This window comes from Bradyrhizobium sp. Ec3.3 (assembly GCF_000472925.1).
Taxonomy (GTDB): Bacteria; Pseudomonadota; Alphaproteobacteria; order Rhizobiales; family Xanthobacteraceae; genus Bradyrhizobium.
Genome location: NZ_AXAS01000015.1, coordinates 74890 through 98733, shown reverse-complemented (window position 1 = coordinate 98733; position 23844 = coordinate 74890). Strand labels below are relative to the sequence as shown.

General features: G+C 63.1%; 31 protein-coding genes. 17 read left to right on the top strand and 14 right to left on the bottom strand.

Annotated elements, in window-relative coordinates:
* Window positions 1–120 precede the first annotated feature (120 nt).
* From rpsP to YUU_RS0117260, 6 genes are all read left to right on the top strand, one after another.
* Window positions 121–453 (top strand): 30S ribosomal protein S16, encoded by a 333-nt coding sequence (gene rpsP, locus YUU_RS0117290; protein WP_027523519.1) that lies wholly within the window; start codon window positions 121–123, stop codon window positions 451–453.
* A gap of 9 nt (window positions 454–462) precedes the next feature.
* Window positions 463–1014 (top strand): ribosome maturation factor RimM, encoded by a 552-nt coding sequence (gene rimM / locus YUU_RS0117285; RefSeq protein WP_027523518.1) that lies wholly within the window; start codon window positions 463–465, stop codon window positions 1012–1014.
* A 33-nt stretch (window positions 1015–1047) separates the two neighbouring features.
* Window positions 1048–1791 (top strand): tRNA (guanosine(37)-N1)-methyltransferase TrmD, encoded by a 744-nt coding sequence (gene trmD, locus YUU_RS0117280; RefSeq protein ID WP_027523517.1) that lies wholly within the window; start codon window positions 1048–1050, stop codon window positions 1789–1791.
* Between the two features lie 111 nt (window positions 1792–1902).
* Window positions 1903–2283 (top strand): 50S ribosomal protein L19, encoded by a 381-nt coding sequence (gene rplS / locus YUU_RS0117275; RefSeq protein WP_027523516.1) that lies wholly within the window; start codon window positions 1903–1905, stop codon window positions 2281–2283.
* 402 nt (window positions 2284–2685) lie between these two features.
* Entirely contained in the window at window positions 2686–4092 is a 1407-nt protein-coding gene (gene leuC, locus YUU_RS0117265) for a 3-isopropylmalate dehydratase large subunit (protein ID WP_027523515.1), read from the top strand.
* Window positions 4093–4189: 97 nt separating this feature from the next.
* Complete coding sequence (locus tag YUU_RS0117260) at window positions 4190–4393, top strand: hypothetical protein (RefSeq protein ID WP_027523514.1); 204 nt, start codon at window positions 4190–4192, stop codon at window positions 4391–4393.
* Between the two features lie 64 nt (window positions 4394–4457).
* On the opposite strand, the gene YUU_RS0117255 is transcribed toward YUU_RS0117260, so the two are convergent.
* From YUU_RS0117255 to YUU_RS0117245, 3 genes are all read right to left on the bottom strand, one after another.
* Complete coding sequence (locus YUU_RS0117255; RefSeq protein ID WP_027523513.1) at window positions 4458–5027, bottom strand: hypothetical protein; 570 nt, start codon at window positions 5025–5027, stop codon at window positions 4458–4460.
* A 201-nt stretch (window positions 5028–5228) separates the two neighbouring features.
* Window positions 5229–5492 carry a hypothetical protein gene (locus tag YUU_RS0117250; RefSeq protein WP_027523512.1) on the bottom strand — a complete coding sequence of 88 codons (264 nt, stop codon included), beginning with the start codon at window positions 5490–5492 and terminating at the stop codon, window positions 5229–5231.
* Window positions 5493–5589: 97 nt separating this feature from the next.
* Window positions 5590–5808: a hypothetical protein gene (locus YUU_RS0117245; RefSeq protein ID WP_027523511.1), complete on the bottom strand. Its 219-nt coding sequence runs from the start codon at window positions 5806–5808 to the stop codon at window positions 5590–5592.
* 367 nt (window positions 5809–6175) lie between these two features.
* Between YUU_RS0117245 and YUU_RS0117235 the strand changes: the two genes are divergently transcribed.
* Window positions 6176–6388 carry a hypothetical protein gene (locus tag YUU_RS0117235; protein WP_063621725.1) on the top strand — a complete coding sequence of 71 codons (213 nt, stop codon included), beginning with the start codon at window positions 6176–6178 and terminating at the stop codon, window positions 6386–6388.
* A 10-nt stretch (window positions 6389–6398) separates the two neighbouring features.
* Here YUU_RS0117235 and YUU_RS0117230 read toward each other — a convergent pair whose 3' ends face one another.
* Window positions 6399–6674: a hypothetical protein gene (locus YUU_RS0117230; protein WP_027523509.1), complete on the bottom strand. Its 276-nt coding sequence runs from the start codon at window positions 6672–6674 to the stop codon at window positions 6399–6401.
* A 175-nt stretch (window positions 6675–6849) separates the two neighbouring features.
* Here YUU_RS0117230 and YUU_RS0117225 point away from each other — a divergent pair, with 175 nt between their 5' ends.
* The 4 genes from YUU_RS0117225 (at window position 6850) to YUU_RS0117210 (ending at window position 9696) form a co-directional block, all read left to right on the top strand.
* Window positions 6850–7248 carry a metallopeptidase family protein gene (locus tag YUU_RS0117225; protein WP_027523508.1) on the top strand — a complete coding sequence of 133 codons (399 nt, stop codon included), beginning with the start codon at window positions 6850–6852 and terminating at the stop codon, window positions 7246–7248.
* 255 nt (window positions 7249–7503) lie between these two features.
* Window positions 7504–8109 (top strand): 3-isopropylmalate dehydratase small subunit, encoded by a 606-nt coding sequence (gene leuD, locus YUU_RS0117220; protein ID WP_027523507.1) that lies wholly within the window; start codon window positions 7504–7506, stop codon window positions 8107–8109.
* Between the two features lie 159 nt (window positions 8110–8268).
* Complete coding sequence (locus tag YUU_RS0117215) at window positions 8269–9054, top strand: hypothetical protein (RefSeq protein WP_027523506.1); 786 nt, start codon at window positions 8269–8271, stop codon at window positions 9052–9054.
* Between the two features lie 222 nt (window positions 9055–9276).
* Window positions 9277–9696 carry a hypothetical protein gene (locus tag YUU_RS0117210; RefSeq protein WP_027523505.1) on the top strand — a complete coding sequence of 140 codons (420 nt, stop codon included), beginning with the start codon at window positions 9277–9279 and terminating at the stop codon, window positions 9694–9696.
* A gap of 37 nt (window positions 9697–9733) precedes the next feature.
* On the opposite strand, the gene YUU_RS0117205 is transcribed toward YUU_RS0117210, so the two are convergent.
* The 3 genes from YUU_RS0117205 to YUU_RS51045 form a co-directional block, all read right to left on the bottom strand.
* Window positions 9734–10549: a BA14K family protein gene (locus YUU_RS0117205; protein WP_027523504.1), complete on the bottom strand. Its 816-nt coding sequence runs from the start codon at window positions 10547–10549 to the stop codon at window positions 9734–9736.
* 316 nt (window positions 10550–10865) lie between these two features.
* Window positions 10866–11084, bottom strand: coding sequence for a hypothetical protein (locus YUU_RS58720; protein WP_156944356.1), 219 nt, complete (start codon window positions 11082–11084; stop codon window positions 10866–10868).
* 223 nt (window positions 11085–11307) lie between these two features.
* Entirely contained in the window at window positions 11308–11583 is a 276-nt protein-coding gene (locus YUU_RS51045; RefSeq protein ID WP_051389775.1) for a SemiSWEET family sugar transporter, read from the bottom strand.
* A gap of 354 nt (window positions 11584–11937) precedes the next feature.
* Between YUU_RS51045 and YUU_RS0117185 the strand changes: the two genes are divergently transcribed.
* Window positions 11938–12438 (top strand): DUF1269 domain-containing protein, encoded by a 501-nt coding sequence (locus YUU_RS0117185; protein WP_027523503.1) that lies wholly within the window; start codon window positions 11938–11940, stop codon window positions 12436–12438.
* Window positions 12439–13169: 731 nt separating this feature from the next.
* Window positions 13170–13568 carry a RidA family protein gene (locus tag YUU_RS51040; RefSeq protein WP_027523501.1) on the top strand — a complete coding sequence of 133 codons (399 nt, stop codon included), beginning with the start codon at window positions 13170–13172 and terminating at the stop codon, window positions 13566–13568.
* Between the two features lie 107 nt (window positions 13569–13675).
* Here the strand turns inward: YUU_RS51040 and YUU_RS0117170 are convergent, their stop codons facing one another.
* Window positions 13676–14557 (bottom strand): CoA ester lyase, encoded by an 882-nt coding sequence (locus YUU_RS0117170; protein WP_027523500.1) that lies wholly within the window; start codon window positions 14555–14557, stop codon window positions 13676–13678.
* Between the two features lie 111 nt (window positions 14558–14668).
* Here YUU_RS0117170 and YUU_RS0117165 point away from each other — a divergent pair, with 111 nt between their 5' ends.
* Window positions 14669–15313, top strand: coding sequence for a carbonic anhydrase (locus YUU_RS0117165; protein WP_027523499.1), 645 nt, complete (start codon window positions 14669–14671; stop codon window positions 15311–15313).
* 131 nt (window positions 15314–15444) lie between these two features.
* On the opposite strand, the gene YUU_RS0117160 is transcribed toward YUU_RS0117165, so the two are convergent.
* Window positions 15445–16479 carry an aspartate-semialdehyde dehydrogenase gene (locus YUU_RS0117160; RefSeq protein WP_027523498.1) on the bottom strand — a complete coding sequence of 345 codons (1035 nt, stop codon included), beginning with the start codon at window positions 16477–16479 and terminating at the stop codon, window positions 15445–15447.
* Window positions 16480–16593: 114 nt separating this feature from the next.
* Here YUU_RS0117160 and YUU_RS0117155 point away from each other — a divergent pair, with 114 nt between their 5' ends.
* Complete coding sequence (locus YUU_RS0117155) at window positions 16594–17391, top strand: hypothetical protein (RefSeq protein ID WP_027523497.1); 798 nt, start codon at window positions 16594–16596, stop codon at window positions 17389–17391.
* A gap of 156 nt (window positions 17392–17547) precedes the next feature.
* Entirely contained in the window at window positions 17548–17934 is a 387-nt protein-coding gene (locus tag YUU_RS0117150) for a hypothetical protein (protein WP_027523496.1), read from the top strand.
* A gap of 72 nt (window positions 17935–18006) precedes the next feature.
* On the opposite strand, the gene YUU_RS0117145 is transcribed toward YUU_RS0117150, so the two are convergent.
* Both YUU_RS0117145 and leuB read right to left on the bottom strand, forming a co-directional pair.
* Entirely contained in the window at window positions 18007–18651 is a 645-nt protein-coding gene (locus YUU_RS0117145; protein ID WP_027523495.1) for a DapH/DapD/GlmU-related protein, read from the bottom strand.
* Window positions 18652–18782: 131 nt separating this feature from the next.
* Window positions 18783–19895, bottom strand: coding sequence for a 3-isopropylmalate dehydrogenase (gene leuB, locus YUU_RS0117140; protein WP_027523494.1), 1113 nt, complete (start codon window positions 19893–19895; stop codon window positions 18783–18785).
* Window positions 19896–20027: 132 nt separating this feature from the next.
* On the opposite strand from leuB, the gene YUU_RS0117135 reads away from it, so the two are divergent.
* Window positions 20028–21227, top strand: a complete 1200-nt coding sequence (locus YUU_RS0117135) for a YbfB/YjiJ family MFS transporter (protein ID WP_027523493.1) — start codon at window positions 20028–20030, stop codon at window positions 21225–21227.
* A gap of 89 nt (window positions 21228–21316) precedes the next feature.
* Here YUU_RS0117135 and YUU_RS0117130 read toward each other — a convergent pair whose 3' ends face one another.
* From YUU_RS0117130 to YUU_RS0117120, 3 genes are all read right to left on the bottom strand, one after another.
* Window positions 21317–22099, bottom strand: coding sequence for a molybdopterin-binding protein (locus tag YUU_RS0117130; RefSeq protein WP_027523492.1), 783 nt, complete (start codon window positions 22097–22099; stop codon window positions 21317–21319).
* Window positions 22100–22176: 77 nt separating this feature from the next.
* A complete protein-coding gene (locus tag YUU_RS0117125) occupies window positions 22177–22806 on the bottom strand; it encodes a cytochrome b/b6 domain-containing protein (protein WP_027523491.1) in 630 nt (209 codons plus the stop codon).
* Between the two features lie 182 nt (window positions 22807–22988).
* Entirely contained in the window at window positions 22989–23543 is a 555-nt protein-coding gene (locus YUU_RS0117120) for a fasciclin domain-containing protein (protein ID WP_027523490.1), read from the bottom strand.
* Between the last annotated feature and the right edge of the window lie 301 nt (window positions 23544–23844).

Sequence of the window (23844 nt, the reverse complement as noted above, 5' to 3'; positions counted from 1 at the left end):
TTGCGAGCGAAGCGAAGCAATCCAGAGATGCTTCCACGGAAACAGTCTGGATTGCTTCGTCGCTTCGCTCCTCGCAATGACGAACCAACCTTTGAATTAACAGCTACTCAGGAGACCAGAATGTCAGTCGTCATCCGCCTCGCGCGCGCAGGCACCAAGAAGCGCCCCGTCTATCACGTCGTCGTCGCCGACTCGCGCTTCCCGCGCGATGGCCGCTTCATCGAGCGTCTCGGCTACTTCAACCCGCTACTGCCGAAGGACAACGAGACCCGCCTGAAGCTCGACATGGACAAGGTGAAGGCCTGGCTCGCCAAGGGCGCGCAGCCGTCGGACCGCGTGATGCGCTTCCTCGACGCTGCCGGCGTCAAGAAGCGCGAAGCACGCAGCAACCCGCAGAAGGCCGTGCCGCGCAAGGAGCGCAAGGCGCAGGCCGAAGCCGCCGCGAAGGCGTAAGGCTAGCTCATGCCGGCGCTGGTCTGCGTCGCGCGGATCGGCGCCGCGCATGGAGTGCGTGGCGCGGTCAAATTGTGGACCTTCACCGAAGATCCCTTTGCCGTGCGGCGCTATGGTCCGCTTCTCACCAAGGATGGCAAGCGCCAGTTCGAGGTCGCCCAAGCGCGTGAAGCCAAGGACCATCTGGTCGCGACGTTCAAGGGCGTCACGACCCGCGATGATGCCGAACGGCTCAACGGCATCGAGCTCTACGTCGCGCGCGAAAAACTGCCCGCGACCGACGAGCATGAATATTACCACACAGACCTGATCGGGCTCGCCGCCGTCACCGCGGCCGGCGATGTGCTCGGCCGCGTGCTCGCGATCCACAATTTCGGCGCCGGCGACATCATCGAAATCGCCCCGCCGAAAGGCACGACGCTGCTGCTGCCGTTCTCCAACGCGGTGGTGCCGGAGGTCGATCTCAACGGCGGCCGCGTGGTGATCGAGCTGCCGCAGGAAATCGAGGGCGAGGACGAAGAACCCTCCACGAGTCGTCCCCGCGAAGGCGGGGACCCGTAACCACAGGCCGTGGTTTTGGCTAAGCTGATTGCTATGACGAACTCCTCACCCTGGCGCGCGACGGTGCTGACGCTGTTTCCGGAGATGTTTCCGGGACCGCTGGGCGTGAGCCTGGCTGGCCGGGCGCTGGCCGCGGGCCTCTGGGAGCTGGAGGCGCGGGACATCCGGGCGTCCGCGACCGACCGCCACCGCAGCGTCGACGACACGCCGGCCGGTGGCGGGCCGGGCATGGTGCTGCGCGCGGATGTCCTGGCCGCAGCCATCGATGCCACTGAGGTCGGCGAGGTGCGGCCAAGGCTCCTGATGAGCCCAAGGGGTCGGCCATTGACCCAGGCCCGCGTCGTCGAGCTGGCAAAGGGCCCTGGCCCCCTGATCGTCTGCGGCCGGTTCGAGGGGATCGACCAGCGGGTGATCGATGCGAGGGGCCTGGAGGAAGTCTCGATCGGCGATTACGTGCTCTCCGGCGGCGAAATCGCGGCGCTGGCGCTGATTGACGCCTGCGTCCGGCTCTTGCCGGGGGTGATGGGCAAGGAGGCCTCGGGAACCGAGGAAAGCTTCTCGGACGGCCTCCTGGAATACCCCCAATACACCCGTCCGCAGCTGTTTGAGGGGAGTCCGATCCCGGAGATCCTCACCTCCGGCGACCACGCCAAGGTCGCGGCCTGGCGGCGGGCCGAATCCGAGGCCCTGACGGCCGCCCGTCGGCCTGATCTGTGGGAAAAAGCGGCGAATCGGGCCTCCGGCCAAAAAACGCCAAAAAACACGACAGACGGGTGACAAACGCTCCCGCTTGCCTTATAGGAGCGGCCAAATCCGCAATGGCTGGATAGACGAATTTCGCGCAGCCCCCTCTTTTTCGTGGCTGGGCGCGCCGATGGAGAATTACCCATGAACCTGATCAAGCAGCTCGAAAAAGAGCAATTCGACAAGCTCTCCGCCGGCAAGGAGATTCCGGAATTCGCCCCCGGCGATACCGTGATCGTCAACGTGAAGGTCGTCGAAGGCGACCGCACCCGCGTGCAGGCCTATGAAGGCGTCTGCATCGGCCGTTCCGGCGGTGGCCTCAACGAGAGCTTCACCGTGCGCAAGATCTCCTACGGCGAGGGCGTCGAGCGCGTGTTTCCGCTGCTCTCCCCGATGATCGACTCGATCAAGGTGGTGCGTCGCGGCAAGGTGCGTCGCGCCAAGCTCTATTACCTGCGCAATCTCCGCGGCAAGTCGGCCCGCATCGTCGAGAAGCAGGACCGCGCGGCTGCAGTCAACGAGTAATCTACGAAACAGGCGGATCGGCAAAAAGCGCGGGGCTTGGCTCCGCGCTTTTTTGTTGCGCTCACGCGTCATTGCGAGCCCAGCGAAGCAATCCAGACTGTCTCCGCGGATGCATCCCTGGATTGCTTCGCTGCGCTCGCAATGACGAACTTGAAGCTCTCGCGATTTCGTCGCGCTGTGTTATATACGACTAGAATGTTTCCAGATCGGACCAGCAACGAGCCCATCAAGCGCATCGTCATCGACGATCGCTCGCGGCTGCCTGGCCGGTTCTTCGGACGCTTTGCGACCGCGGCAACGTCAGAGCTTAGGCGCGCAGCTTGAACGCTGCGCTGACGATTTTGTTGCTCCGCGCGTAACCCGCGCTCTTCCGCTCACACAACAGTCCCGGAGCTCACGCTCATGTCCAAACCGACCACGCTGTACGACAAGATCTGGAACGACCATCTGGTGCACGAAGCCGAGGACGGCACCTGCCTGCTCTATATCGACCGCCATCTGGTGCACGAAGTCACCTCGCCGCAGGCCTTCGAAGGGCTGCGCACCACCGGGCGCAAGGTGCACGCGCCCGAAAAGACGCTCGCCGTCGTCGACCACAACGTGCCGACCACCGATCGCACCAAGCCGAACCCCGATCCGGAGAGTATCGAGCAGATCAAGGCGCTCGCCGAGAACGCCAAGGAATTCGGCATCGAATATTACAACGAGTTCGACAAGCGTCAGGGCATCGTCCATGTCATCGGCCCCGAGCAGGGCTTTACGCTGCCCGGCACCACCATCGTCTGCGGTGACAGCCACACCTCGACGCATGGCGCCTTCGGCGCGCTCGCGCACGGCATCGGCACGAGCGAGGTCGAGCACGTGCTGGCGACGCAGACGCTGATCCAGAAGAAGGCGAAGAACATGCGCGTCACCGTCGACGGCAAATTGCCGGAGGGCGTGACGGGCAAGGACATCATCCTGGCCATCATCGGCGAGATCGGCACCGCCGGCGGCACCGGCTACGTGCTCGAATACGCCGGCGATGCGATCCGCGCGCTCAGCATGGAAGGCCGCATGACGGTCTGCAACATGTCGATCGAAGGCGGCGCGCGCGCCGGTCTGGTCGCGCCCGACCAGAAGGCGTTCGACTTCCTGCGCGGCCGTCCGAAGTCGCCGCAGGGCGCCGCCTGGGATGCCGCGATGCGCTATTGGGAGGGCTTGCGCTCCGACGACGGCGCGCATTTCGACCACGAGCTGCGGCTGGATGCAGCCAAGCTGCCGCCGATCGTGACCTGGGGCACCTCGCCTGAGGACGTCATCTCGGTGACCGGCCTGGTGCCGGATCCGGACAAGATCGAGGATGAAGCCAAGCGCCTCTCCAAGCATCGCGCGCTGAAATATATGGGCTTGGCCGCGGGCACGAAGATCACCGACATCAAGCTCGATCGCGTCTTCATCGGCTCCTGCACCAACGGCCGCATCGAGGACCTGCGCGCCGCGGCGAAGATCGCCGAGGGCAAGACCGTCAGCGCCCATGTCAACGCCATGGTCGTGCCGGGCTCCGGCATCGTGAAGGAGCAGGCTGAAGCGGAAGGTCTGGACAAGATCTTCATCAAGGCCGGTTTCGAATGGCGTGAGCCGGGCTGCTCGATGTGCCTCGCCATGAACCCGGACAAGCTGAAGCCGGAAGAACGCTGCGCCTCGACCTCGAACCGCAATTTCGAGGGCCGCCAGGGCTTCAAGGGCCGCACGCATCTGGTCTCGCCGGCGATGGCGGCCGCGGCTGCGATCGCCGGCCACTTCGTCGACGTCAGGGATTGGCGCTGAGCCACTCCCGCGCAATTCTAATGATCCCGGCAAGCCTGCCTTAAGCGGCATGCCTGAGACTTCATCCTCGCGACAAGCTCGCGAGGATGAAAACGCCATGGCCAACAAGCCGGAATATGTCGATCTCGTCAGCGATGCGACGCGCCAGCATCGGCGGCGCGCCGCGCCGTTGCGCGTCGTCGCCAAGCCCGAGATCGAGGAAACCTCGCGCCTCAGCCGCTGGCCGCCGGCGATGTTCCGGCAATGGAAGCTCGACAATCTGATGCGCTGGAAGTCGGCATCCTGGAAGCTCAGGGATTAGCTGTTTGCTATTGATGTCATTCCGGGGCTCGCGAAGCGAGAACCCGGAATGACCACAGCTCACATCACCAATAGCGGTGCCGCCAGCCCCAGTGATGCCAGCGATGCCGATGGTGCCAGCGGCAGATGCGGCGCGGACCCCAATAGGTCCAGATCACCCGGCAGCGGCGCGGATAGCTGTAATAGGGATAGTAGCCGCCGTAGAAGCGCCGGTGGAAGTAATGATGCCGGTAGTAGGAATGGTAGATTCCATAGTGACGATATCCGCCGTAACGGAAGCCACCGTTGCGATAGCCGCCGCCGTGAAAGGCCGGCGCGGCACGGAAGCCACCGCCGTGGAAACCGCCGCCATGGAAGCCGCCGACATGCGCTCCGCCACCGCCGTGAAAGCCTCCGCCACCGTGAAAACCTCCACCACCACGGAAGCCTCCACCATGGCCGCCACCGCCACCACCGTGACGGACTTGCGTGACCATGTCATCGGCCGCGGCTTTCGCTGCCGGTAAGGCGACCGGATTGATCGGGGTCAGCGCCTCGGCGCGCTGCGCAGCCCCTGCCGACAGCATCAGCACTGCCGCGGCCGCAAGCCCGAACAAGCGGATCACGCCTGCCCGGGAATCAACACTCCTCAGCATCAAACCCTCCTGAATCTGGACAGCGCAGTTGTGTGCTCCCGTCTCCAAATGAGAGGCGGGCTTGGCGGGCGCTGTTCAGGTGCGGTCGCTCCCCAAGATTAAATTAGGGACGGCGACGTGAATGCCTCATGAATGAACGAGGACGCAGAAGATCGCTGCGGCGCGGGGGAGTGTGCAGTTGTGCCAACCTAGAGCGCGCCGTCACCACCACGGCCCGAAGCCGAGCACGAAGGGAGCGGGCACGCTGTAGGGATAGGGCCGATAAAAGACGGGCCGCGCGTAGTAGTGCGGCTGATAGGGTACGTGCCGAACGCTACGCATGTATCGGTCGTGACGCCGCATGCCGAAATCAACCGTTCGCACTGAGACCTGCTGCTGTGTTGCGATCGACGTTGCCGCAACCGACGCATCAGGTAATGCCATCGCCAATCCCAAAGCGACGACGATCACGATCGCTGCCTTCATGACAATCTCCATGCCGCCAGCATGGAGCCTTCACTACGTCATCTGCAAGCGAAAACAGGCCCGGTTATCCGGGCCTGTTTTGCCGCCGATCGACGCGTCACCACCAGCGCCGGTGATGCCAATGGTGCCAGCGCCAATGATGATGGTGCCAGCCATGCCAATGCACTTCCGTCGTTGTAGCAGCGACATCCTGCACCGCTTGCGCGGCGCCGGGATTGATGAGGGACACGGCCTGCGCACGCTCAATGGGCACAGCACACATGAGTACCGCTGCGACGGCAGCGAGACCGAGCACCTTGACCTTCTTGGATTGCATGTCGTCCTCCTCCGACCTCGATTGTGTGACGCAATTCAGCATGACGTCACGGAGCAGGACGCTAGAGGCGGCGGGCTGAATCGTGTATGAATGAACGCGCCGCAATGATGAACGCGAAGGAAATGAACGCGAAAGACCTGCGGCCAGATACTTTCGAGATCCGCGCAACGCATTTCGTTTGCGCCAAAAAAACCAACCGTCAATGATCGGCGTATCTTCTGGACGGCTAAAGCGCGATGAAATTGGGATGAACCGTCATCGCGCTTTAGGTTTTTGTTTGCGCATGATCTTTTCGGAAAACCGCTTCGCACTTTGCGCTAACGCGGCCCTTCGGGTCCGGATCATGCTTTAGATGCAGGAGATGATCATGGCACAGTCTCGCGGTGGGCTGCCGGTTTCTCGCCTTGCTGTTTCAACGGTCACGCTGTTCGGCTCGGAGGCGGCGCTTGCCGCACAGGGACCGGGCGTCGAGGCCGGCACGGCGAGCCCGTTCGCGCAAGCGGTGATGGCGATCCTGGTCTATGGCGCGTCCGCGCTCGTCGTCGGCGTCGGCCTGATCGGCGCGCTGCGCGGTCGTTAGGCGAGAGGCGTCAACCGCGCCGCCAATAGCAGCTCATGCGCGGCACGATCACAGTGCCGCTCGGCCGATATTCCTGCACATAGGTGGCGTTGCATTCCCGCACCGCGTCCGGGCCGGGATAGTAGCGCGGATAGACCCCGTCCGGCGTCTCGTAGGGCACCACGCGCAACCGCGGCCGGCGGCGCAGCGGCGGCGCATCCGGCGGCTCGGCCTGGGCCAACCGGACTTCGGCGCCAGTCGTCTGGGCTTTCGCACCGGAATCAAAAAACAGCGAAAACAACCCCATGCAAAGTAAGATCTGGCAAAGTAAGATCTGTGCCGCTGTTCCCGCCCGCATCGTACCACCCACCTGAACCGTCCCCATCAAGGCGCCGTACGCTCCCCGTTTTGGCGACGCGCGTCAACCTCACCGCGATCATAAAGCCGGATGCATCGCCGGGGAACCCGCGCTAAGAGAAGGCATGTGGACGGAATTGAAAGCGCCTTCACTCGCCGAAATGGAGGTGGTGGCGCACGACATCTTCGAGCGCCTGCCCAAGCACTTTCGCGATCTCTGCGAAGGCGTGATCATCCGCGTCGAGGACTTCCCGACCGAGGAGGTCCTGGACGAGATGGACTGCGAGAGCGAGTTCGACCTGCTCGGTCTGTTCCAGGGGGTCGGCCTGCCGCAGCAGAGCCTTGGTGACGTCGCGCGGCTGCCGAACATGGTCTGGCTCTACCGCCGGCCGATCCTGGACTACTGGGCCGAACACGAGGAGAGCCTTGGCCATATCGTCCGCCACGTGCTGATCCACGAGATCGGGCACCATTTCGGCCTCTCGGACGACGATATGGCCGCGATTGAGGCTCAGGCGGATTGAAGCGCCGCCGCAAGTGCGGTGCGCTCCCTCCCCCGTTTGCGAGGGAGGGCTGGGGAGAGGTTGTCCCCGCAATGGGACAGCCCCCCAAGAGGAGAGAGCCCTCACCCGCGCCTTCGGCGCGACCTCTCCCGCAAGCCGGAGAGGTGAAATCCCGATGCCGCGCCAGCGCAGCCCTTATCTGCTGAATTTGGCCTAGGATTTGGGCCCCGATCGCGATAAATAGCCGTTCCCCTGACCTGACCGGGAAGCGCAACCATGGACAAGTTCACTACGCTGGAAGGCGTCGCGGCGCCGCTGAAGATCATCAATGTCGACACCGACATGATCATTCCGAAGCAGTACCTGAAGACCATCAAGCGCACCGGCCTCGGCAAGGGGCTTTTCTCCGAGCAACGCTACAAGGACGACGGCAGCGAGAATCCGGACTTCGTGCTCAACCAGCCGGCCTACCGCAACGCCAAGGTGATCGTTGCGGGCGACAATTTCGGCTGCGGCTCGAGCCGCGAGCACGCGCCCTGGGCGCTGCTCGACTTCGGCATCCGCTGCGTGATCTCGACCTCGTTCGGCGACATCTTCTACAACAACTGCTTCAAGAACGGCATTCTGCCGATCCGCGTCAGCCAGGAAGACCTCGACAAGCTGTTCGACGACGCCGAGCGCGGCGCCAATGCAACGCTCACCATCGACCTGCCCAACCAGGAGATCCGCGGCCCCGACGGCGGCAAGGTCAAGTTCGAGATCGATCCGTTCCGCAAGCACTGCCTGATCAACGGCCTCGACGACATCGGCCTCACGATGGAGAAGAAGGCCTCGATTGACACCTACGAGGAGAAGCTCAAGCGCGAACGCGCCTGGGCCTGAGATTTTATTGTTTGAGCATGATCTATTCGGAAAACCGCTTCGCACTTTTCCGGATCATGCTCTAGTTCCGTTTCGAGCCCCGGTGCGATGCGCGCCGGGGCTTTTTCTTTGCCCTCTTGTGCTTTGCCCTCTTGCGTTTGTCATTTATAGCTTCCGCGCATGTTGCCTGATGTCGTCACCTTCTGGCATGGCCCGATGGACGCGCTGCGCCAGACCTGTCTGCGCTCGCAGCTCGCGGCCGGGCACAAGGTCACGGTCTACAGCTTCGACACCATTCCCGGCCTGCCCGCGGGTGTCGGCAATGCCGAGGCCGAAGCGATCCTGCCGCACGCGTTCTCGGAAAGGCTGCGGCCGCCGCAGCCGGACGGAAGCTGGCGCGACTGGACCACGCTTCAGTTCAGCGACTTCTTCCGCATGAAGCTGATGGCGCAACGCGCGGGCCTGTGGCTCGACGCCGATGTGCTGCTCCTGAAACCGGTCGAGATCGATCCCGCAAAACCCTATTTCGCCTGGGAGCGGCCGCGCCAGCTCGGTAACTCCGTGCTGTATCTGCCGGCGGAGCACGGCATCGTCCGCGCATTCGAGGCGCTGATGGAGCAGGAGGAGCTGACGCCGGACTGGCTGTCGCTGCGCCATCGCCTGACGTTTGCACTGCGTCGCCTGCGCGGCGGTTCGAACCGGCTTTCGGATATTCGCGTCGCGATCTATGGGCCCGCCGCACTGACCGCGCTCGCGCGCCGCTTCGGCGAACTGAGCTGCGCGTTGCCGAAGCAATCGTTCTACGCCGTGCACGCCGAGCCAAAGCTGTTCTTCGAGCCGTCGAACTATCTCGGCCTCGTCGCCAACCCCGAGATCATCGGCCTGCACATCTCGCCCAAGGGACGCGGCGGCCAGAAGCCGATTCCCGGCAGCCTGTATGCCTGGGCGGCGGAGCGGTTCATCTAGCTTTGCTTTCGTGTCCCGGACGCGGTGCGGCACATAGTGCCGCTCCGCAGAGCCGGGACCCACCTACCTGCATGGGCCCCGGCTCAGCAGCGCACCGCTTGCGCACTGCGCTGCGTCCGGGGCACGAGATCAGCGGCCTCGTCGTTCCTGTTTGATCCAGCGCAACGCAATTTCCTGCATGTCTGCTCTACTCCCTTCAATACCGCCGAATGGAGCGTCGAGATGAGCACCCAGAGCAGACCCTATCCCGTGGTTCAGGATCTCATCGATTCCTTTGCCGGCTGGCTGAAGCATCGCCGCGAACTGAACGAGATGCGGCAGCTCGATCGTTCCGATTTCAACCGGATCGCGAGCGATCTGCGGCTGTCGCCGGATGATCTCGAAGAGCTGGTCCGTCACGGCCATCATGCCGCAGACGAACTGCCGAAGATGCTGGCGCAGCTCGGCATCAGCGAGGAGCAGCTCGGCCGCGCGCAGCCGCTTCTGCTGCGCGACATGGAGCGCCTCTGCGCGCTGTGCAACGAAAAGGCGCACTGCCACCGCGATCTCGCCGACGGCACCGCCGCCGAGAACTACGGGGGTTATTGCCCGAACGCCTCAACGCTGGAGACGCTGGATCGCACGGGCAGCGCGCCGCACTAGACGCGCGGCGGGAGCATTCGCCAGGTCGAAGGCGCAACTATTGGCAGGTATGGACCTGTCCGTCATAGCCCCTGTAGGTCCCGGAGGATGGATTATAGGTTCGATACTGCTGGCAGTTGGGGCCGGCACTCTGGCTCACAGCCCGGCGCCGTTGTCGGCCTGTTTCGGTTACTCTGTTCTCTTGTTCACCTTGCTCTGGCGCAACGCCAGCAGACTGCTTAACGGCTGGCGAATCTTCGACTGCAATCGCCTTCTTCTCTTCCATGGCCTGGCGCACTTGTGCCAATTCAGTCGCCAGCGACTCGGCCCGATCGTGCTCCTGCTGGAGAGACTGCCGCAATTCCGCTGTCTCGTTCTCGATTGACTGCCTGGGTCGTTGCGCTACCTCGCTCGCCCCGCTGCTTTCGCGTGAACGCACAAGTCCCGTCGTCTCGGTTCTACTTCGCACCTTCGCGACGTCCCCCTCGAGCGCAGTGGGGGCGGAGAGTCCTCGGGGATTCAGCATTGTCCGCTGCAAATAGACGCCGCCAATCGCACCTGCGATGACCATTGCGGCAATCCACCAACGTGCAGTTCCTCGTCGCTCGTGCAGTGGCACAATCTGAACAGTCTCTGCAAGCGCTGAGCCGATCGCGGTGGCGGGCCGCGCGAGGGGTATACCGGACGGCGAGGGCTTGTAAAAACTGTAACACGGGTACCAATGCGATGGCGTCAGCTGGCTCGCTTCGCCATATTCGCCGATCCATTCATCGGTCTCGGTCGACCACCGGGCAACCTCAAAGCTTCCGCTCGCTTCATCCTCGAGCACGATGGAGTGCCCATTCTTTGGTGCAGTCTCAATCGGATAGCGCATGCCAATGGCGCCTCTTCAACTTGACGCGTTGGTCAATGATGACCTGCGCCGGCTGGGAATTCAGGAAAGTCGCATCGCTTTCATTTTGTCAGCACCGACTGTGATCCTCGCCCTGCTGAGAATGTACGTTGAGGTGACCATAATTATGGCTAGAGCTATGCAGCAGTAATCGCGCGATGACGTTCCCCGGCGGTTCCTGCGGCCGCCTCAATCAGCGAAGGGCAGCTCGGCCGCCCGCCCTCGCACCGTGTCTGTGCGCAATGCGGCCGCAACCTCGTCAGCGGCACCGCCGCGGCGCGCCGCACTGACGAGCAGTCTACTGGGTCAGTTTATAGCAATGCCCGCCGCCCCTGTGCTTTACACGCGCGCGGCAAGTATCCAGCGTCGAAAATGAACAGTCAGGTTGTCCTGCGGCTTTCGCCCCTCTTAACTGCGCACAGAACGTGGCCGCATTGGCAGAGTCTTGAGAACAAAGAACGAAGCCCATCGAGAGAACCATCATCGCGGAGATCAGCGCCAGCTTTGAACGCGACATATCAATTCCTCCTATGAGGTTTGCCCCAATCTTCTCCTTTGAGATTGCCAGAACGTGCTGCTCGTTCAGTGGTTGCTAAGCGCGCGAGAGCAAGGCTTCAAAATCCCTATTCGGCAGCCGTTCGCAGTCGCGGCTAGTTCGCCGGGTGCCTGGAGATTTCTGACAGCCGCGGAATGTCCACCCGCTGCAGGGTTCCGTCGAAGTGAAATGGGCTTGCGCCACATCATCCCGATCGCGCTTCCTGGCGACGAAAGTACGTGTAGGCCCCGACGGTGAGATAATTGGTCAAGACTGCGATCACATTCCAGATGACGATGTTCCTCGAGCCGATCGATACGCCATAGATCACCCAGAGAATTTGGAAAGTACCCGTGATGGCCGCCATTCTAGGGTTCATGCCGACGCTGGAGCGCCGCTTCAGCATGGCAATGAGGTCGGGCAGAGCGGCGAAGGTCGTCCCGAATCCCGCCGCGAAGCCGATGATCTGATTGAGATCCATCACCTCTCCTCACAACGCCCGAACAAAAACCGGCTCTGTCCCTCACTGCCATCGGGCAGTCGCGAGAGTGTGGCAGTCTGGGACGAAACGCGCATCGTGATCGAGAGTGCCGCTGCAGGCGGCGCCAATGCGGATCTTGATGGTGCGCGGGCAGGCAAGGTTTGTGGCACGCCCTTATCCGACGGCACGTAAGACAATCCCGCTTACTCAATTGCGCGGGCGATCAAAACCATCTCCGACTTGTGAACACATGGAACCGATCAGCCGACAAGAGACTTTTCGGTCTGTGTTAAACGTGACCGCGCGTATCAAGCGGATCAGGGGCAGCACTTCAAGTCAGGACGGGAGTGTTCAATGTCAGACCTTGTTGCGATCGTGTACCCATCCGAAGCCAAAGCAGAGGAAGTTCGGCAGAAAATTCTCAAGCTCCAGAAGGAGTACCTGATCGCGATCAATGATGCCGTGATCGCGGTCAAGACAGGGGACTCCGTCAAACTCAATCAGCTCGTGAACACGACGATGGCGGGCGCCGCGAGCGGCAGCTTCTGGGGACTGCTGTTTGGATTGGTGTTCCTGAATCCTCTCATCGGCGTGGCTCTCGGTGCCGGCGCAGGCGCATTGGGCGGCGCGCTGACCGACTTCGGGATCAGAGATCAGTTCATGAAGGATCTCGCCGCGAAGGTGAAATCGGGAGATGCCGTTCTGTTCCTGCTGATCCAGAGCATGACCGCAGACAAGGTTCTCAACGAGATCAAGGATGTGGGAGGAACGGTTCTCAAGACCTCGCTCGATGAAAAGAAGGAACAGCACCTGCGCGATGCCCTCGCAGCCGCAACTCAGTCCAAGGCTGCCTAGCTAGACTGCCTGGCGTTATGACTCCGACGTTGCAGCACACGGCTGTGGCCATTCAGCCGGCGCGCGTCCTGCGCTGTCACGAGCGAGGAGCAAATCATGCGAAAATCGACTTTATGGGTACTCGCTCTTGCGGCCGCTTCGGCAGCGGTCATGACGACCGGCGGTCCTTCGCAGGCGAGCCTCATCGCACCACTGGGCGCGCGCGAGGTTGCCGATCAGCTTCGCCTTGCGGACACAGTCCAGTTCACCTGGAGAGGCCACCGTTACTGTTGGTACAATGGCGGATGGCGTGGCGGCGGCTGGTACCGATGCGGCTTCAATTGGCGGCGCGGCATGGGCTGGGGCGGTCCGGCAGGCTGGCATGGGTGGCGACGGCCACATCAGCGCCCGGTGGCACGCCCACCGACAGTTCGCCCGCCGGCAGCGCGCCCACCGAGGCCAGGTCGGCCGGGGCCAAGTCGACCAGGGCCAAGTCGGCCGGGAACGCAGCGACCGCAAACACTCCCTGAGCGCATTCCGAACAGGTGATAGCCACCGCTTTGCCCGGCCGCAGGCGTCAGGCGGCCGAGCATCTTTTTTTGGGTACAGCCTCAACCCTTGCTCATCGCCACGATCGCATCTGCGATCTCAATCGAGCGGCGCCGCTATGGCAGCCCCCTCAGAAATCCGAGTTGGGGCGGCTTTCAGACCCGCCGGCGAGTTGGTATCTGAGATACGAAATGAGGCAGACGATGAAATCCCGCGTAGAAACACTCACACCGCCGAACACGCCGAAACCGATCGGGCCCTATAATCACATCGCCAAAGTCGGCGAACATATATGGATTGGTGGGACCGCTGGAGTTGATCCAGCGACAGGACATTTGGCAGTGGGAGACATAGGTGCCCAGACTCGGCAAATCTTCAAATCATTCGAAGTGATGCTCGATGCCGTCGGCTCCGACCTCAGCCACGTTACTGACATCAATGTCTTCCTGCAGCACATGTCCGACTTCGAGGCGATGAATGCTGCCTATGTCGAGATGATGGGCGACCACAGACCTGCGCGCACAGTTTTTTCTGTCCAGGAACTCCCCAAGCCAGGCGTCTTGCTTACGATGAACCTTACGGCGGTGACGCGAGAGCGATGATCCCTGCGCGCCGAACGGCGCGGGGACCGCCTTCTGCGAATACTCTTCGCGAACAGAAGATTTGCACCCGGCGTCAGAAAGACGAACGTCGCCTTCAAGCGTACGCCCTACCCCTTGCTCATCGCGACGATCGCATCTGCGATCTCGATCGTGCGGCGTGCCATGTCGGCGTGCAGGCGTTCGACCATCTGGCCGTCGAGCCGGATCGCCCCGCGCGAGACGTTCTCCGGCAATTCGAACGCCGCGATGATTTTGCGGGCGCGCGCGACGTCCTCCTTGGGCGGCGTGAAGATGACGTTGCAGGCCTCGATCTGCGAGGGATGGATCAGGGTCTTGCCATCGAAGCCGAGATCGCGACCCTGCGCGCATTCCGTCGCAAAGCCGCTCGAGTTGTTGATGTCGCTATAGGGCCCGTCGAGGATTTCGAGGCCGTGAGCGCGCGTCGCCAGGATGCAATGGGTGATCATCGGGATCATTGCGGCGCGGCCCTCCAGCATCCTGATCCGCGTCTCCCGCGAAATGTCGTTGGGTCCGAACACGAAGCCGACGAGGCGCGTGTTGGGATCACGCGAAGCGGCCGAGAGCTCTTCTGCATGCAGGACTGCACGCGCGGTCTCGATCATGGCCCAGACCTTCACCGTCGGCGCGGCACCAAGTTCGGCGAGGCGGCGGCCGATCGTATCGAGATCCTCGACGCTCGAGACTTTTGGAACCAGGATGCCGTCGGGCGACGCCTTGGCAGCCATCGCGACGTCGTCGGCCCACCAGGGCGTATCGAGCCCGTTGGTCCGGATCAGGATCTCGCGCCTGCCAAAGCCTTTCGCGGCGATCGCGGCCGCGATCTGGTCCCGCGCCACCGCCTTGGCGTCGGGGGCGACAGAATCCTCAAGGTCCAGGATCAGGCCGTCGGCCGGCAGGTTGCGGGCCTTTTCCAGCGCGCGGGGGTTGGAGCCGGGCATGAACAGATGGCTGCGGCGCGGACGGGTCATGCTGGCGTTCCTTCCGGGTTCCTCGAATGTCTTCTAGCCCGAGCCGATAGCACCTGGCCTGCCTATTCGAAAGGCTTGTTCGCCCCTGCGGTATATGATTAGGCATAGGCCATGATCACGTTCCCTCAGCACTTGCTGGACGGCTACAAGGCCTTCGCGACGCAGCGGCTGCCAACCGAGCAGACGCGCTATCGCGAATTGTCGGTGAAGGGCCAGTCACCCGAAGTGATGGTGATCGGCTGCTGCGATTCCCGCGTCTCGCCGGAGGTGATCTTCGACGTCGGGCCGGGCGAACTGTTCGTGATGCGCAACATCGCCAATCTGGTGCCGACGTATCAGCCTGACCAGAATGCGCACGGCGTCTCGGCGGCGCTGGAATATGCCGTGACGGTGCTGAAGGTGAAGCACATCGTGGTGCTCGGGCACGCGCAATGCGGCGGCATCCGCGCCTTCGTCGACAAGATCGAGCCACTGACCCCCGGCGATTTCATCGGCAAATGGATGCAGATGTTCATCAAGCCCGGCGAGGTGGTCGAGCAACGTGACCGCGAGACGATGGCGCAATTCGTCGAGCGCATCGAGAAGGCCGCGGTGTTCCGCAGCCTCGAAAACCTCATGACCTTCCCGTTCGTGCGCAAGGCGGTCGACGCCGGCCAGATGCAGACGCACGGCGCCTATTTCGGCGTCGCGGAGGGATCGCTGTTCGTACTCGACAAGGTCGCGAAGGAATTTCGCAGCGTCAGGGACGCGGGGTAGGTTCGTCAACGCGACGAGAATTTTTGTAGGGCGGGCAAAGCGAAGCGTGCCCACCACTTCTGATGACATCGAGAAAAGTGGTGGGCACGGCGCGTTGCGCCTTCGCCCACCCTACGAGATCTCGATCGGTCTTACGCCGCCTTCTGCTTCGCCGTGATCAACTTGCGGTTGATCAGGACCTCGGCGATCTGGATCGCGTTGAGCGCGGCGCCCTTGCGAAGATTGTCCGACACGCACCAGAAGGCGAGACCGTTCTCGACCGTGGCGTCCTCGCGGATGCGGCTGATATAGGTCGCGTCCTCGCCGGCCGCTTCGTAGGGCGTGGCGTAGCCGCCGGGCTCCTGCTTGTCGATGACGAGACAGCCTGGCGCCTTGCGCAGGATCTCGCGCGCCTCATCCGCCGCGAGCGGGTTCTCGAACTCGACGTTGACGGCTTCCGAATGACCGACGAAGACCGGCACGCGCACGCAGGTCGCGGAGAGCTTGATCTTGGGATCAAGGATCTTCTTGGTCTCCGCCATCATCTTCCACTCTTCCTTGGTGTAGCCGTCCTCCATGAAGACGTCGATGTGGGGGATGACGTTGAAGGCGATGCGCTTGGGGAATTTCTTCGCGATCAGCTCGTCATTGGTGTAGACGGCCTTGGTCTGCGAGAACAATTCGTCCATCGCATCCTTGCCGGCGCCCGACACAGATTGATAGGTCGAGACCACGACACGCTTGATGGTCGCCTTGTCGTGCAGCGGCTTCAGCGCGACGACGAGCTGCGCGGTCGAGCAGTTCGGGTTGGCGATGATGTTCTTCTTGGCAAAACCCTTGGTCGCGTCGGCATTCACCTCCGGCACGATGAGCGGAACGTCCGGGTCCATGCGCCAGGCCGAGGAATTGTCGATCACGACCGCGCCGGCGGCGCCGATCTTCGGCGACCATTCCTTCGAGACCGAGCCGCCCGCCGACATCAGGCAGATGTCGATGTCGGAGAAGTCGTAGTGCTCGACCGCTTTGACCTTCAAGGTCCGATCGCCATAGGAGACCTCGACGCCGACGCTGCGGCGTGATGCCAGCGCCACGACCTCGTCCGCGGGGAATTTGCGCTCATCGAGGATGTTGAGCATTTCCCGTCCGACATTGCCGGTCGCTCCGACGACTGCGACTTTGTAACCCATCGTTCACTCTCCGATGAAAAAGCCTTCCCCAAGCGGCGCGCTTAACCGGGAAGAGCAGCGCTTCTATGCGAGAACCGCCCGCAAGACAACGTTTGACCGCGCCAGAAGGCATTGATGCCGCCGTACCAGGCCTTCCCGGGCGCATTTCCCAGAACCAGGATCCATCTGGCACTCCTAGGCTTGGCCGATGAGATCGTCGGCGCAATGGCGGGCCTGTTCGCGTATGTGGGGACGCTGGCGCTGCTTGCCATCCTCGGCCTCGCCGCACTCGGCCAGTTGCCAGGTCTGCGGGATGACGAGCCGGCGATACGGCCAGGCTGGAACGTGGCCGACCGCTCGCATCCCGCCTTTGCCGTCAGCCGGCTCGATTCCAACCACAAAACAGACGCTTACATCATACTTCGGCATCCCGAGGGCGGCCGCAAGGACGTCATTCGCTGGGTCGGCGACACGCCGGTGCCGGTCGCCGAGCTCGAAATCTACCGCCCCGGCGGCGAATTCGCCCCGGCGGCGCGCCTGCCGGCAGACATGGCGGCCCGGATGGGCCTCGGTGCGGCGACGCGGCTCGAGGAAGCCGGCGTCATCGACAGCAAGTTCGGGCCCGTGGCGCTGTATGGTCCGAGCGGGCAGGCCTCCGGCTGTCTCGGCTATGTCAAGCGGATCGAGGAGCCCTCGCTTCAGATCTCCGGCTGGTCGTGCCAAGGCGACACCTTCGAAGGCGATACGCTGCCGGGGCGTCGCGCCGCGATCGTCTGCACGCTGAACCGGCTCACGCTGCTGACCTCCGGCAACGAGCCGAAGCTGGCCGAATTGTTCGCCCATGCCGAGCTGAAGCGTCGCCCTTGCGGCCCGCCCGCCTCCGTGGACTGGCTGATGGGCGCCGGAAATGCGCAGCTACGCGGCGCGCTTTGACGCGCATCAAGCTCAAGTGGCTGGTTTTCATGCAACTTTTGGCCGCAGGCGGAATTATTCCGGCGCGGTGTGACCCAATTGACCTAGTTGCAGCCACCCCCGGCGCGCTAGTATGAGATGAAATCGATTGGCGGCCTGCCGCTTGAAGGGGACGTGATGAGCTCGAAATTTTCCGCCGCGAACAAACTGGCGCTGTGGCTTGCGGCGGGCGCTGTTGCCGCCATCGGCCTGACCACCTCGGCTGACGCCAAGACCAAGCGCACCTATGACGATCGCGGCTATTACGGCCCGAGCGGTCCCAACGTGGTCTATCAGCAGGGTCCGCACACCCGCATCTATGTCAGCAAGCGCTCCTGGCTCGATGGCGGCACCGAGGTCAATCCGGGCGACCGCAAGTTCATGGACTATGCGTTCCCGTCGCCGTACGGGTACCCGACCTTCGCGCGCGAGAACAACAACCGTCCGATCGATCGCCAGCCGCTGAGCACGCCGTCCGATCTCGGCGGCTTCCCGACGGCCTTCCCGCTCCCGCCGCTGTATTGAGCGGACGGATCTAGCGACGCCGTGATGGCCGGGCATGTCCCGGCCATTTTTGTTTTGTGATGACCTCCCGCTCTACCCGCCGGGAGCAAAAGCCGGGTCGTAACGCTTGCAAAATTGTTCGATCGCCTCGGAGCGGAAATCGCTCAAGCGGTCGAAGATGATCTCGTCCGGCCAATCCCACCATGCGATACGGCGCAGGCTTTCCGCGACAGAATCGGTAAAGCGCTTGCGGATGGGGCGCGCGGGAACGCCGCCGACGATCGTGTAGGGCGGCACGCTGCGGCTGACGACCGCGCCTGCGGCGATCACCGCGCCGTCGCCGACCGTCACGCCCGGCAGCAGGATGGCGGCGTGCCCGATCCAGCAATCATTGCCAACGATCACCCGGTCGCTGCGGCGGTTTGCAAAAAAGTCGCGGTCACGGCTCGCTGTCGCCTCGTAATATTCCGGGCAATAGGTGAAGCGATGTTGGGACGGACGGCCCATCGGATGGTTCGGCGCGCCGATCCGCACCGAATTGGCGATTGCCGTGAACTTCCCGATCACGGCGTCGGCGACCTCGCAGCTCTCCCCGAGATAGGAGTAGTCGCCGAGCGAGGAAAACTCGATGCGCGTGTTGCAGAGGATTTCGCAACGGCGCCCGATCTGCGCCTCGCGCAGGCGCACCGCTTCATGGATGACGGTTTCCGCGATCTTGGGTCGATGCGACGCATCCATCAGGTGGCTCCACTAGCAGACGACGAAGGGTGGGTTAGCCGAAGGCGTAACCCACCAGTGTTTGCCTCCGCGGAAACAAAAGGAGGTGGGTTACGCTGCGCTAACCCACCCTGCGATTGCGGTGCTTGCCGTTACGCGTGCAGCTTCTGCAGTTCCTTCAAGATCGCTTCGCCCATCTGCGTGGTCGAGGCGGCGGTCGTGCCTTCCGACTTGATGTCGGCGGTGCGCAGGCCGCTCGCCAGCACGGCGGCGATCGCAGCATCGACCTTGTCGGCGAGCGCGCCCATGTCGAAGGAGTAGCGCAGCGCCATGCCGAAGGACGAAATCATCGCGATCGGGTTGGCGAGACCCTTGCCGGCGATGTCGGGCGCCGAGCCGTGCACCGGCTCATACAGAGCCTTGCGCTTCTTGCTCTTCACATCGACTTCACCGAGCGAAGCCGAGGGCAGCATGCCGAGCGAGCCGGTCAGCATCGCCGCGATGTCGGACAGCATGTCGCCGAACAGATTGTCGGTGACGATGACGTCGAACTGCTTCGGCCATTTCACCAGCATCATGCCGCCGGAATCGGCGAGCTGATGCTCGAGCGTGACGTCGGGATATTCGCGCTTGTGGACCTGCGTGACGACCTCGTTCCAGAGCACGCCCGACTTCATGACGTTGCGCTTTTCCATCGACGTCACCTTGTTGCGACGCTTCTTGGCGAGATCAAACGCGACGCGGGCGATGCGCTCGATTTCGTAGGTGTCGTAGACCTGGGTGTCGATGGCGCGCTTCTGGCCGTTGCCGAGATCGGTGATGGTCTTGGGCTCGCCGAAATAGACGCCGCCGGTGAGCTCGCGCACGATCACGATGTCGAGGCCCTCGATCGCCTCACGCTTCAGGCTCGAGGCGTCGGCCAGCGCCGGATAACACACGGCGGGACGGAGGTTGGCGAACAAGGCGAGATCCTTGCGCAGCCGGAGCAGGCCGGCTTCCGGGCGCACCTCGTAGGGCACCGCATCCCACTTCGGACCACCGACCGCGCCGAAGATCACGGCGTCGGCGTCCTTGGCCTTGGCCATGTCGCCCTCGGAGATCGACACCTTGTGGGCGTCATAGGCCGAACCGCCGACGAGGCCGGTGTCGGTCTCGAACTTGGCGATCCCGGCCGAATTGATCCAGTCGATCAGCCGCTTCACCTCGCCCATTACTTCGGGGCCAATGCCGTCACCGGGGAGCAGCAGCAGTTTATGGGTCGCCATGGTCGGTTCCTCTGAGATCGAATTCGGCCGGAGTGCTAGAGCGGCGTTGCGCGCTTGGCAAGACACCATTGCCGCGGCGTGGCTGTGCAAGGCGGGCAGGCCCTGCCACAATCAGCCTTGCCGGAGCACCCCTTGCACGCCCCTGACCGCGCCCCATTAGAGCCGCGCCCTGCGCGGGTGATCCTGACGCTGTCGCTGGCGGCGACGGTCGGGCTTGGCATCGGCCGCTTTGCCTATGCGCTGGTGCTGCCGGACATGCGGGACAGCCTCGACTGGTCCTATTCGGCCGCCGGTTTCATGAACACCATCAACGCCGTCGGCTACCTCGCCGGCGCCCTGATGGCCTCGCGGCTGATCCAGCGGGTCGGCTGGTCGGCTGCAATCCGTGGTGGAACGCTGGCCTGCCTCGCGGCCCTGGCGGTCTGCGCACTCACCGGGAACTTCATCGCGCTCAGCCTGGCGCGGCTGGTGCTGGGCCTTGGCGCGGCGGCGGGCTTCGTCGCCGGCGGCGCGCTGGCCGCAACCATCGCGCAGTCGCATCCCGAAAGGGCCAATTTCCTGCTCAGCCTGTTCTATGCCGGCCCGGGCGTCGGCATCCTCGCCTCTGGGCTGATCGCGCCGTTCACGCTGCAGCATTTCGGGCCGGGCTCCTGGTGGATCGTGTGGTGGGCGCTGACGCTGCTCTCGGCCGCCATGACGATCCCGCTGTTTCTGGTCCGCATCGAGAGCAAGGCGCGGTTCAGCGAGGCGGGGCACGGCACGTTCGCGCTTCCGCCCATCCTGATCTATCTCGCCGGCTACTTCCTGTTCGGCGCGGGCTACATCGCCTACATGACCTTCATGATCGCCTATGTGCGCGATGCCGGCGGCGGGGCGGCCGCGCAGGCCGCGTTCTGGAGCCTGATCGGGGTCAGCGCCTTCGTCACACCCTGGGTCTGGCGCGGCGTGCTGGCACTCGACCGCGGCGGGCTCGCAACCGCGATCATCCTCGGCACCAACGCGCTCGGTGCGAGCTTGCCGATGCTGGGGCATTCGACGGCATGGCTTGCGACCTCGGCCGTCGTATTTGGTGTCGCCTTCTTTGCCGTGGTCGGTTCGACGACCGCGTTCGTGCGCTTCAACTATCCGCCGCAGGTGTGGCCGACCGCGATCGCGGCGATGACGATCTCGTTCGGCGTCGGCCAGACGCTCGGACCGATCGTGGTCGGCGCGATCACGGATGCGCTGGGCAGTCTTTCGTATGCGCTGAATGTTTCGGCGGCGTTGTTAGCGCTCGGTGCGGTCGCGGCGCTGTGCCAGAGGAAGGTGAGGCCGAAAGGCTCGGTGTCGTAGGGTGGGTTAGCGAAGCGTAACCCACCACTATTTCGCGCAGAGGGAGAAGAGGTGGGTTACGCTTCGCTAACCCACCCTACAAACCGCGGCTAGCTCCCGCTGAACGAATTATATCCCTGGTCTTCCCAGTAGCCGCCCTTGTACTCGTTGGTGACTTCCATCGAGACCACGTATTTCGGGCTCTTGAAGCCGAGTTTTGTCGGCACGCGGATCTTCATGGGATAGCCGTACGCGCGCGGCAAAATCTCGTTCGCATATTTGAACGTCATCTGAGTCTGCGGATGCAGTGCGCTGCGCATGTCGAGCGGGGAGTTGTAGCCGTCCTTGTCGGCGCACTGGAACCAGACATATTTCGCGCGGGTGTCGGCGCCGATCAGTTTCAGGAAATCGCGCAGCGGCGTGCCGGTCCAGCTTCCGATCGCGCTCCAGCCCTCGACGCAGATGTGGCGGGTGATCTGCGTGACCTGCGGGAGCTGGTAGAGCTCGTCCAGCGTCCAGGACTTCTTGTTGTCGACGAGGCCGCGCACCTCGAGCTTCCAGTCCTTGCCGTCGACCTCGGGCGCCTCGTCGAGATCGTAATAGGCATTGAACGGGAACGGCTTTGTGATCGCGCTTTCCGGGAAGGTCGGCGCCAGCGCGTCCGGGTTGAAAATGAAGGCCTGCACCGCGTCGTTGAATTTCGACACCGTCTTCAGCATCTCCTCGGCGGAGGATGAATCGACGACGTCGCAGCCGGTGAGCAGGCTCAGCGCACCCAGGCTGGCGCCGCCCGTGATGAAGCGGCGACGTGTGAGGTCCGGCATCACCTTGAGCGAGTCCCTGATCAGGAGACGCTTGTCGACGCCGGAGATCAGGAATGAACGCTTGGCCATGACAGTTCTCCAGAATCTTTTGTTCTGAGCATGATCTTGTCGGAAAACCGGCTCCCACTTTTCCGGATCATGCTCGCTCAGCGACCGATGATCATGGCGCGCAGGCTCTTCGGCACCAGCAGCGCGAGCGCGACGTGGACCACGAGGAAGGCGCAGATCGCGGCCATGCAGAAGAAGTGGACGTAGCGCGCGGTCGGATAGTCGCCGAACAGCATCACCAGGTAATAGAGTTGCACGGGCTTCCAGATCGACAGGCCCGACAGCACGATGAGCACGCCGACGACGATGATGCCGGCATAGAGCAGGCGCTGCACGTAGTTGTAGACGGTAAGATCATCATGACCGAGCTTGAAGGTCAGCGCCGCCTTGACGTCATGGAGCACACCCGACGGCGTGATCGGCAGCAGCTTCTTGCGGAAACGGCCGGTGGCGAAGCCGGTGATGAGATAGGCGAGCCCATTGATCATCAGCAGCCACATCGCCGCAAAATGCCAGAGCAGCGCACCGCCGAGCCAGCCCCCCAGCGTGATGTTGCGAGAGAAGCTGAAGTTGAACAGCGGCGAGGCGTTGTAGATCTGCCAGCCCGACATGATCATCAGGATCATGGCAAGCGCGTTGATCCAGTGCATCACCCTCACCCAGGCCGGCTGAATGACCTTCGCCGGCGAGGCGGTAGCGGGTGCATCGGTTGCAGCAAGGCTGGACATGGTGGTTCCGTCCTCAGGGGTCGCGTGACAACAAATATACGCCGGCAATTTCGGTTTCGTTACGCCCTCATAGGCATCGAACCGATGCCTATGAAACATCGCGGTCACAATAAAGCGAGCCGGGATCCCCCGGCTCGCCGTTTCGCGCATCCTGTTCGGGGATGAAACAGGGTACTGCGGTGTTACGTCGCCGGCATCAGCACGGTATCGACCACATGGATCACGCCGTTCGACTGGTTGACGTTGGTGATCGTCACCATCGAGGTCCCGCCCTTGGCATCGACGATCCAGGTCTTGCCGTCCATTTTCTTGACCGTCAGCTCCTCGCCCTCGGCAGTCTTGAGCTTCTTGCCATCGGTGAGGTCGGAGGCCTCGAGCTTGCCGGGCACCACATGGTAGGTGAGGATCTTGGTCAGGGTCGCCTTGTTCTCCGGCTTGACCAGGGTGTCGACGGTGCCGGTCGGCAGCTTGCCGAAGGCAGCATTGGTTGGCGCGAACACCGTGAACGGGCCCTTGCCTTCCAGCGTCTGCACGAGGCCGGCGGCCTTCACCGCCGCCACCAGCGTGGTGTGGTCCTTGGAGTTGACGGCATTCTGGATGATGTTCTTGGAGGGGAACATCGCGGCCCCGCCGACCATGACGGTCTTTTCCTCGGCGCGAACCGGCGCGACGATGGTCGCGGTGATGGCGAGTGCGCTGAAGGCTGCGGCGGTGAGATAGGCAATACGCTTCGACATGGAGAGTCTCCCGATATCTGGATGAAGTCCTGCAACAACGGCACCTTGCGACAGGTGTGAGGCGATAGCGCCGTCGTTGGCCGAACTACGGGAGGGTTTGCGACGCGGTTTCGGACAATAATTTATTGTGATGCGTGAAACTTTGGGTGGGCGAATTCGTGGGGTGCTGCGCGCTCGCGCCACGCACGCCAGTACCGCAGTGTGGGGCAGGCGCCACATCCTCCGCTCGTCGTCCCGTGGCGCGCAAAGCGCGAGCCCGGGACCTATAACCACAGGGAGTGGTTGTGGTGCGCGACTGGTA